The organism is Mesorhizobium sp. M5C.F.Ca.IN.020.29.1.1, from assembly GCF_003997375.1.
Classification (GTDB): domain Bacteria; phylum Pseudomonadota; class Alphaproteobacteria; order Rhizobiales; family Rhizobiaceae; genus Mesorhizobium; species Mesorhizobium wenxiniae.
On the sequence record NZ_RZSW01001166.1, the window covers coordinates 1 to 536 of the forward strand.

The following is a 536-nucleotide window of genomic DNA, read 5'->3' on the forward strand; positions in this document are numbered from 1 at the left end:
GTTGCGCGCCGTGTGCTCCGATCAGATGGCCGCCGGTGACGCGTCTCTCTTCGATAGGAGATGAAATGCGAACGCTGCTCGTGGATCATCATGCGGATCTTGCGCGCGCCATGCGACTTGCGCTCGGGGATGGCGGCTTCGTCGTTGATGTCGTTGGTACTCTGGAACTGGCCTCGAGTGCATTTTCTTGCGCTAGCTATGAAATTCTCCTGCTGGAATTGGCTCTGCCAGATGGCGATGGCTTGGGTTGGCTGAGGCAGTTGAGGACCCACGGGCATTCAGTTCCTGCCGTCATTATGAGCAGCCTTAACGATCTCGATAAGCGAATTGCGATCTTCAACGGTGGTGCGGACGACTTTCTGCTCAAACCCGTCTCTACCGATGAGCTTATCGCCAGAATGAGAGCCATTCTGCGCCGGGCGTCACAGATGACCGACCTGAGGCTCGTATTTGGCAATCTCAACTTCGATCCGGTCGCCCGGCAGGTTTTCGTTGCTGAGCACCCACTGATGATCGCACGTCGCCCTTGGTGGGAC

At 57.1% G+C, this 536-nt stretch carries 1 protein-coding gene; it reads left to right on the plus strand.

All coding sequences use genetic code 11. From position 1 onward, the window contains the following. Positions 1 to 65: 65 nt before the first annotated feature. Positions 66 to 536, plus strand: a 471-nt coding sequence (locus EOA85_RS36855) for a response regulator transcription factor (protein WP_164760204.1), incomplete at its 3' end; no start/stop codon positions are given.